Raw genomic sequence first — 8,988 nt, 5'->3', positions numbered from 1 at the left:
GCGGTTTGCTTTCGTCCACATCGCTTCCATGCCCTCGTCGAATCAAATCAACAGCATGGAATCACAAACGATTCATATCATTCAACTTCTTTGTGGACCGACACTAAGACGGAAGCAGGTTCGCCTCCGCCTTAAAGCAGACTTACGCTGCATCGACATTCAAGCTCGGGTTTGGGCCGAACCCATCGCAGATCTTTTCCCGGCGAATGTCGGCTTAGGTCATCTGACATCTATGAGCTGCCAGTCTCCTTTCGGCCCCAATCTGGCCATTCGCCCACCTCCCTCACAAGCTCGCGGCCGTGCGTGCCGCCTGGTCATAATGCCCCGACAGCACGCGCATCAGCCGGGCGACGCTCGACATCGCCTCGGGCGAGATGCCCAGATCCTGGGCGCCGGCGACGAGAAGGCGTTCCCGCAGATCCTTGTAGCGGCGGCAGGCGGCTTCCCCCCGTGGCGTCACCGAGATCAGCCGTTCCTTGCCGGATTTTTCGCGCGAGACGAGGCCGCGGGCCTCGAGCTTCTTGATCGCGTAGGTGGCCAGATGCGTGTCCTCGATACCCAGCACGAGGCAGATGTCGGCGAGGCGCTTAGCCCTGCCGCGATGGGTGACCGAGTGCAGGACATTGACCTCGGTCGCCGTCAGGCCCGGTTCGCCCGCCGCCGTCATGCAGCGGATCATCCAGCGATCGAAGGCGTGGCCGACAAGATTCAGCCCGAACTCGACCTCCGACAGCGCCGGCAGCGCGCCGTCGGCTAGATGCGCCGCCGAGACGATCGGACCGAGGCCGTCTGCGGCCGTCGCGGGTGCCTTCGGATCGTTCGTCGCCATTGTCAGCCTCCCGAAAACATCGTGCGCGGCAGAAACAAGGCGAGATCGGGAAACAGCGCCAGCAGCACGACCATCAGCGCCAAGAGGCCGAAGAACGGCGCCGTCGCCGCCGCGATCTTGAAGATGTTCTGCCCCGTCAGGCCCTGGATGACGAAGAGATTGAAGCCGACCGGCGGGGTGATCTGCGCCATTTCCACGACGATGACGAGATAGATGCCGAACCAGACCAGGTCGAAGCCGGCCTGGGTGACCAGCGGCATGATCACCGAAGTGGTCAGGACGACCATCGAAATGCCGTCGAGGAAACAGCCGAGCACCATGAAGAACAGCGTCAGCGCGGCGAGAAGCGCGAAGGGCGACAGCTCCAGCGAGCCGATCCAGGTGGCGAGCTCTCGCGGCAAGCCGGTGAAGCCCATGGCCGTCGTCACCACGGCGGCGCCGGCAAGGATGAAGGCGATCATCGCCGAGACCCGCGTCGCGGCCATCAGCCCGTCGCGGAAACTCGGCCAGGTCAGCGCGCCCTGCGCCGCCGTGATGACCAGCGCCAGCACGACGCCGATCACGGCGGCCTCGGTCGGCGAGGCGATGCCGCCATAGATCGAGCCGATGACCCCGGCGATGAGCAGGATGGTCGGCAGGATGCGGCGAAACGAGCGAAAGGCGCTTTCGGTGACGATCACGTCGGCGTCCGGCGGCATCAGCGAGGGTTTCAGCGTCGCTGCCAGCGCGACATAGCCCATGAACATCAGGCCGAGGACGATGCCCGGCACGATGCCGGCGATGAACAGCCGGGCGATCGATTCCTCCACCGCCGCGCCATAGACGATGAGGATGATCGAGGGCGGGATCAAAAGCCCCAGCGTACCGGCGCCGGCCAGCGAGCCGACGGCGATCTTTTCGTCATAGCCGCGGCTTTTAAGTTCCGGCAGCGAGATCTTGCCGATGGTCTGAGTGGTCGCTGCGGACGAGCCGGAGACGGCGGCGAAGATCGCGCAGCCGACGACGTTCACGTGAATCAGGCGGCCGGGCAGCCGGCGCATCAACGGCGCCAGGCCGGCGAACATGTCCTCCGACAGCTTCGAGCGGAACAATATCTCGCCCATCCAGATGAACATCGGCAGGGCGGTCAGGTCCCAGGAGATTGAGGCCGACCAGATCGAGGTGGCCAGAATCTGCGCGTCGGGCAGGATCGGCCGGGTCATCAGCGCGGCCAGCGCGGTGAGCACCAGCGCCAGCGCCACCCAAAGCCCCGAGGCGAGGGCCCCGAAGAGAACGACAAGTAAGAGGATGGAGACTTCGAAGAGATCCATCAGACCCCGCCCCCGCTGCCGGCGATGCGGTCTTGCCCGGCAAAGGCGAGCATCGCCTCGTCGATGAGCGCGATGGTGAAGACGGCAAGGCCGAGGGTGAGCACGGACTGCGGCAGCGCCGACGGAATTGCGATCATGCCGTAGGACACATCGTTGAACTCGAGGCTTTTCAGGGCGAGCGCGCCGGTCGCATAGGTGCCGAAGCCGGCGATGCCGGCGCCGATGAGCGCCACGCAACCATCGACGATCTGGCGCGGGCGGTCGGGCAGCCGCGCGGTGACGAGGTCGACGCGGATATGGACGTTCTTCGCCAGCGTGTCGGCCAAGGCCAGAAACGTCGCGCCGGCCAGGAGGAACCCGGCGATCTCGGCCAGCGATGGCACGATGAAGCGGGTCGGGGTGAGGCCGGTGAAAACGAGAGCATAGTCGAGGAGGCGGGCGCCGATCTGCAACGCGACGAGAACCGCGATGGCGACGAGGCAGAGCGCGGCGAGCGCGCCGGCCACGGAATAGAGCGTATCGAGGGTCCGGCGCATTGACGATCCTCGGAAGGGATTTGGGGAGGCAAGAATCGGGCGGCGGTCGAAAATCGCCGCCCGTGGAGATGGCGCTGATTTACTGCCCGTAGGCCTTCAGCAACTCTTCGCCCTCGGCGCCGGCACTCGCTTTCCAGGCCTCGGTCATCGTCTTGCCGATCTCCTTGAAGCCGCTGTTCAACTCCTCGGATGGCTCGACCACGTTGATGCCGTTGTCCTTCAGCGTCTGGGTTGCAGTTTCGGTCTCCTGTTTCGAGGCCTCCCAGCCGCGCGTGTCGGCGGCGGCGGCGGCTTCGGTGATCGCGGTCTGTGCCTCGGCCGGAAGCGCGTCGAAGGCCGCCTGGTTGACGATCACCATGTTGCGCGGCAGCCAGGCGTTGAGGGTGTAATAGTTCGACAGGAAGTCCCAGGCCTTGGAATCGACGCCGGTCGACGGCGAGGTCATCATCGCCTCGACCCGGCCGGTGGAGAACGCGGTGGGAATGTCCGAGACCTCGATCTGGGTCGGCACCATGCCGGCGCCCTTGGCGATCTCCTCGGTCGACTTGTTGTAGGCGCGGAAGGTCTTGCCGCTGAGATCGGCGACGGAGTTCACTTCATCCTTGGTGTAGAGGCCCTGCGGCGGCCAGGGCACCGAGAACAGGAGCTTCAGGCCTTCCTTGGCGAGCGCCTTTTCCATCATCGGCTTCTGCGCGTCGTAGAGGCGCTTGGCGTCCTCGTAGCTCGTCGCCAGGAACGGCACGGCATCGGCGCCGTAGATGGCGTTCTCGTTTTCCAGCCGCGAAACCAGAACCTCGCCGATCGGCACGATGCCGTCGCGGACGGAGTTCTTGATGTCCGGATGCTTGATCAGCGACTGGTTCGGATGCAGCGTGATCGCCACTGCCTCGCCGGCCTTTTCGTTCACGTCGGCGACGAAGGTCGCGATGTTCTGCTCGTGGAAGTTCCCCTCGGCATAGGGAGTCGGCATGTCCCAGGCCGTCTGGGCCAATGCGGAAGCGGGCAGGGCCAGCGTGGCGGCAAAGAAAACGGCGTTCGGCAGGTGTTTCATCAGGGTCTCCTCATCCCAGTTGTCCGATCGAAGAATTCCACGAAAATTGCGTTGCGTCAAACACGCTGATAATATGTCGATAAATTATCGATATGGATCAAATTTTAAGCGGAGTGCCGAAAATGCAGGCAGCACCAGACGGCGAGAACGGCAAGTGGGACTTCTGGATCGACCGCGGCGGCACCTTCACGGACGTCATCGGCCGCGATCCGCAGGGCCGGTTGCACCCGAAGAAGCTCCTGTCCGACAATCCCGGCGTCTATGACGACGCCGCGCTGGAAGGCATCCGCAATTTGCTCGGGCTCGACGGGGGTGAAGCCATCTCCTCAAACCAGGTCGGCACGGTGCGCATGGGCACGACCGTCGCGACCAACGCGCTGCTGGAGCGCAAGGGCGACCGCACGCTGCTGTTGATCACCGAGGGTTTTCGCGACGCGCTCAGGATCGCCTATCAGGCGCGGCCGGACATCTTCGCCAAGGAGATCATCCTGCCCGAGCAGATCTACGAGCGCGTCGCGGAAGCGCCGGAGCGGGTACTCTCCGACGGCACGGTCGAGCGCGAGCTGGACGAGGCGGCGGTGCGCGCGGCGCTCGACAGCGCGCGGGCCGACGGCATCGAGGCCGTCGCCATCGTCTTCATGCATTCCTGGCACTATCCGGACCACGAGCGGCGCGCCAAACAACTGTCCGAGGCGGCGGGCTTCACGCAGATCTCGGTCAGCCACGAGGTCTCGCCGCTGGTCAAGATCGTCGGGCGCGGCGACACCACGGTGGTCGACGCCTATCTGACGCCGATCCTGTCGCGCTACGTCTCGCGGGTAGCCAAGGCCCTCGGCGCCGACGTGGACGACGCGAGCGCGCCGTCGCTGCAATTCATGATGTCGTCGGGCGGGCTCACCGCCGCCGATCTCTTCCAGGGCAAGGACGCGATCCTTTCGGGTCCCGCCGGCGGCGTCGTCGGCATGGCCGAGACCGCCAAACTTTCCGGCCACGCGGCGGTCATCGGCTTCGACATGGGCGGCACCTCGACCGACGTCACCCACTATGCCGGGGCCTACGAACGGGCGCTGGATTCGGAGGTCGCCGGGGTACGCATCCGGGCGCCGATGATGCGCATCCACACCGTCGCGGCGGGCGGCGGCTCGATCCTTCATCTCGACCAGGGCCGCTTCCAGGTCGGTCCGGATTCGGCCGGCGCCAATCCCGGCCCCGCCGCCTATGGCAAGGGCGGGCCGCTCACCGTCACCGACGCCAATGTCATGGTCGGCAAACTCAAGCCCGAATTGTTTCCGGCCGTGTTCGGCCCCGGCCAGGATCAGCCGCTCGACGCCGGCATTGTCGCGGAGAAATTCGAAGCGCTCGCCGCCGGGATTGGCGACGGGCGCGATCCCCGGCAGGTGGCTGAAGGCTTCCTGACCATCGCGGTCGAGAACATGGCCAACGCCGTCAAGAAAATTTCGGTCCAGCGCGGCTACGACGTCTCGCGCTATCTGCTCAACTCCTTCGGCGGCGCCGGCGGCCAGCATGCCTGTTTGGTCGCCGACGCGCTGGCGATGGAAAAGGTGCTCATCCATCCGATGTCCGGCCTGTTGTCGGCCTATGGGATCGGCCTTTCGTCGCTGTTCTCGTCCAGGAGCCGGGCGCTGGTGGCGCCGCTCGAAGCTGCCGCGAAAGCCGAGATCGACGGGCTGGCCGAGGAATTGTCGGCGCAGGTCGCGGCGGAACTCGGCGCCCAGGGCGTCGCGCAAGACGCCATCGACCGCACGATCCTTCTCCAGCTTCGCTATGACGGCACCGACACGACGCTACCCGTTCCCTATGACGGCGATCTCGCCGCTGCCAGGACCGGCTTTGAGGCGGGGCACAAGGCGCAATTCGGGTTCGTCTACGACAACCGTCCGATCGTCGTCGAGAACGTCTCGGTCGAGGGCGCGGAACACCGCGACGACACGGGAGACGGAGATGTTGGCGCGGCCGAGCGCTATGACGCCGAACCCGGCGAGGTCGGGCACTTCTTCACCGGCGGCACTGAACGCGAGGCCGGCCTCTATCGCCGCGAGAATCTGAAGCCGGGCGCGCGGATCAAGGGGCCGGCGCTGATCGTCGAGCCGAACCAGACCATCGTCGTCGAACCCGGCTGGTCGGCCGAGATCACCGCGCGGAACGACGTGATGCTGACGCGGACCGAGAAGAAACCGCGCCATGCGGCGCTCGGCACGGGCGAAACGGGCGAGGGTGCCGATCCGGTGCTGCTGGAGGTCTTCAATAATCTCTTCATGTCGATCGCTGAACAGATGGGGGTGACGCTGCAGAACACCGCTTCATCGGTCAACATCAAGGAGCGGCTCGACTTTTCCTGCGCGGTGTTCGACGCCACCGGGGCGTTGGTCGCCAACGCGCCGCATATGCCGGTGCATCTCGGCTCGATGGACCGCTCGGTCGGAACGATCATCGCCCAGAACGAGGGCGCGATCCGGCCCGGCGACGTCTTCGCCCTCAATGCTCCCTACAATGGCGGAACGCATCTGCCGGACATCACGGTAGTCACGCCGGTGTTCGATGATTTCGGCCAGGACTTGTTGTTTTACGTCGCCTCGCGCGGCCATCACGCCGATGTCGGCGGTATCGCGCCGGGCTCGATGACGCCGCGGGCGACCAGGGTCGACGAGGAAGGCGTCCTCATCGACAATCTGAAGCTCGTCGATGGCGGGGTGTTCCAGGAGGACGAACTGCGGCGGGTACTGACCGACCATTCCTATCCGGCCCGCAACCCCGATCACAACGTCGCCGATTTGAAGGCGCAGATTGCCGCCAACGAGAAGGGGGTCGCGGAGCTGCGCAAGATGGTCGAGACCTTCGGCCTCGATACCGCGCGGGCCTATATGGGCTTCGTCCAGGACAACGCGGCGGAAGCCGTGCGCCAGATGATCGACGGGCTCGACGATTGTTCCTACGAATACCCGACCGATTCCGGCCAAGTGATCAAAGTGAGGATCAGCGTCGACAAGGCCGCGCGCGAGGCAACCGTCGACTTCACCGGCACGTCGGACATGATGGCCAACAATTTCAACGCGCCGGAGCCGGTGACCCGCGCGGCGGTGCTTTATGTCTTCCGGGTGATGGTGGAAAAACCGATCCCGATGAACGCCGGTTGCCTGCGGCCGGTGAGGATCGTGGTGCCGGACGGCTCGATGCTCAAGCCACGCTATCCGGCCGCTGTCGTCGCCGGCAATGTCGAGACATCGCAGCACGTCACCAACGCCTTGTTCGGCGCGTTCGGCGCGCTGTCGAACTCGGAAGGCACGATGAACAATCTGACCTTCGGCGACGATCGCTACCAATATTACGAGACGATCTGCTCGGGCTCGCCGGCCGGCCACATGAATGACGGGCGGAGTTTTGCTGGCACCGCCGGCGTCCATGTCCACATGACCAATTCCCGCCTGACCGACCCGGAAATCCTCGAAATGCGCTATCCGGTGGTGCTGGAGGATTTTCACATCCGCGCGGGCTCGGGCGGCGCCGGCGCACGGCGCGGCGGCGATGGCACACGGCGCACCATCCGCTTCCTTCAGACGATGGACTGCGCCATCCTCTCCTCGCACCGGACCCAGCCCCCACGGGGCATCGCTGGCGGCGCCGACGGCGAGATGGGCCGCACCGAGGTGCGGCGGAACGACGGCCGTATCGAGACGCTGCAAGGCTGTGACCAGACCATACTCGAAGCCGGCGAGGCGGTGATCGTCACGACCCCGACGCCGGGGGGATACGGGGCTGCCTGACCGGCGCGCGGGGGGCTCGCCGAAATTCGTTGCCCAGCTTACCAAATATTGGCCGCGCGGAAGTGAAGTATTAAGTTTTAACGTTTTATGGTGCGGATATAAACAAGGAATAACGGTTTAATATCAATCAATTAGCGAATGATTCGTCTTGAATTGAGAGCCGATTCCTGAACTGCCACTCTCCGCATATGTCAGAATGCGCCTGCCCCCCGAGGATCGAATTTATGCTCCGTAGGCTCTCTTTACCTGCCAAAGTCTCCATCATGGTCGTGGCCTGCCTTGCCGTGCTGACGGTCCTGTTCGGCGTCGCCAACGTCATTGTCCTGCGCGAGGACGGCGCGAGACGAGCGGCGGAACGCCAGGAGAGCAATATGCGGGTGGCATGGGAGGTTCTCGGTGCCTATGGCGACTCCTTCCGCCGGGAAGGCGACAGTTTTTACGTCGGCCAACAGCAGCTCAACGATTTCTCCGAATCGGTCGACAAGATCAAGGCGCTGGTTGGCGGCACGGCGACCGTCTTCATGGGCGACAAGCGGGTGACCACCAACGTCAAGAAGCCGGACGGCAGCCGCGCTGTCGGAACGGTGCTGGCGCGCGGTCCGGTCTATGATGCCCTCTTTGCCGATGGCCGGCCTTATCGTGGCCGGGCCGACATCCTCGGAACGCCGTTCTTTACGGCCTACGATCCGATCAAGGATGCTTCCGGCAAGACCATCGGGATTCTCTATGTCGGCATTCGCGAGGCGGAATTCTTCTCGTCCATCGATTCGCTGCAATACAAGCTGGCGGCGATTTCGCTGGGTGCAGCGATCATCATCGGATTTTTCGTGCTGTGGATGTCGGGACGCTTGTTCGCGCCGCTGAAAGGCCTGACCAAAACAATCGCCGCAGTTGCCGATGGCCGTACCGATGTGACTGTTGTCGGGCTCGATCGCGAGGACGAGATCGGCCAAATGGCGACCTCGGTGGAACATCTGCGCCACGCCGTGATCGAGCGGGAGCGTCTGGAGAGCGAGGCTGCGGCCGCGCGGATCGACCAGGAGCAGGCGAAGCAACGTCAGGCGGCGCTGGACAACGCCAAGGCCGAGGATCTGCGCGCCTTCGTCGGTGTGGTCGAGGTCGGTTTCGAGCGGCTGTCGGCGGGCGACCTGACGGTGCGCATGGCCGAGCCGGTGGCGGCCGAGTTCGAGCCGATCCGGGCAAAGTTCAACGATAGCGTCGGCAAGCTGGAAGATGCGATCGGCAATGTGGTGACGTCGATCGGTTCGATCCGCTCGGGCCTGCAGGAGATCAACACGGCGTCGAACGACTTGGCGCAGCGCACCGAACAGCAAGCGGCCAACCTGGAAGAGACGGTGGCGGCGCTCGGCGAGGTGACGACGGCGGTGAACGAGACGGCCGAGGGCGCCGGCAAGGCGCAGACGGCGGCGAGTTCCGCCCGCGGCAAGGCCCAGAAGGGCGGCGAGATCGTCGGCCAGGC

6 protein-coding genes are annotated in these 8,988 nt (G+C 64.8%); 2 read left to right on the top strand and 4 right to left on the bottom strand.

The features are described 5' to 3' along the window. Positions 1-283 precede the first annotated feature (283 nt). From VQ045_RS20460 to VQ045_RS20445, 4 genes are all read right to left on the bottom strand, one after another. Positions 284-829, bottom strand: a complete 546-nt coding sequence (locus VQ045_RS20460) for a winged helix DNA-binding protein (protein WP_331831434.1) — start codon at positions 827-829, stop codon at positions 284-286. Between the two features lie 2 nt (positions 830-831). Then, on the bottom strand, positions 832-2,139 hold the full coding sequence (locus tag VQ045_RS20455; protein ID WP_331831433.1) for a TRAP transporter large permease: 1,308 nt from the start codon (positions 2,137-2,139) through the stop codon (positions 832-834). After that, complete coding sequence (locus tag VQ045_RS20450) at positions 2,139-2,675, bottom strand: TRAP transporter small permease (protein WP_331831432.1); 537 nt, start codon at positions 2,673-2,675, stop codon at positions 2,139-2,141. Before VQ045_RS20450 ends, VQ045_RS20455 begins: the two co-directional genes overlap by 1 nt. A 79-nt stretch (positions 2,676-2,754) precedes the next feature. Next, on the bottom strand, positions 2,755-3,726 hold the full coding sequence (locus VQ045_RS20445) for a TRAP transporter substrate-binding protein (RefSeq protein WP_331831431.1): 972 nt from the start codon (positions 3,724-3,726) through the stop codon (positions 2,755-2,757). A gap of 122 nt (positions 3,727-3,848) precedes the next feature. On the opposite strand from VQ045_RS20445, the gene VQ045_RS20440 reads away from it, so the two are divergent. Together VQ045_RS20440 and VQ045_RS20435 are read left to right on the top strand one after the other, a co-directional pair. Continuing rightward, a complete protein-coding gene (locus VQ045_RS20440; RefSeq protein ID WP_331831430.1) occupies positions 3,849-7,508 on the top strand; it encodes a hydantoinase B/oxoprolinase family protein in 3,660 nt (1,219 codons plus the stop codon). A 224-nt stretch (positions 7,509-7,732) separates the two neighbouring features. Continuing rightward, positions 7,733-8,988: methyl-accepting chemotaxis protein (locus VQ045_RS20435; RefSeq protein WP_331831429.1), on the top strand; the 1,256-nt coding region annotated here is incomplete at its 3' end.

This window comes from Aurantimonas sp. E1-2-R+4 (genome assembly GCF_036549515.1).
GTDB classification, from domain to species: Bacteria; Pseudomonadota; Alphaproteobacteria; order Rhizobiales; family Rhizobiaceae; genus Aurantimonas; species Aurantimonas coralicida_A.
Note: the sequence above shows the minus strand (reverse complement) of the source record. Positions and strands in the feature narration are given on the sequence as shown.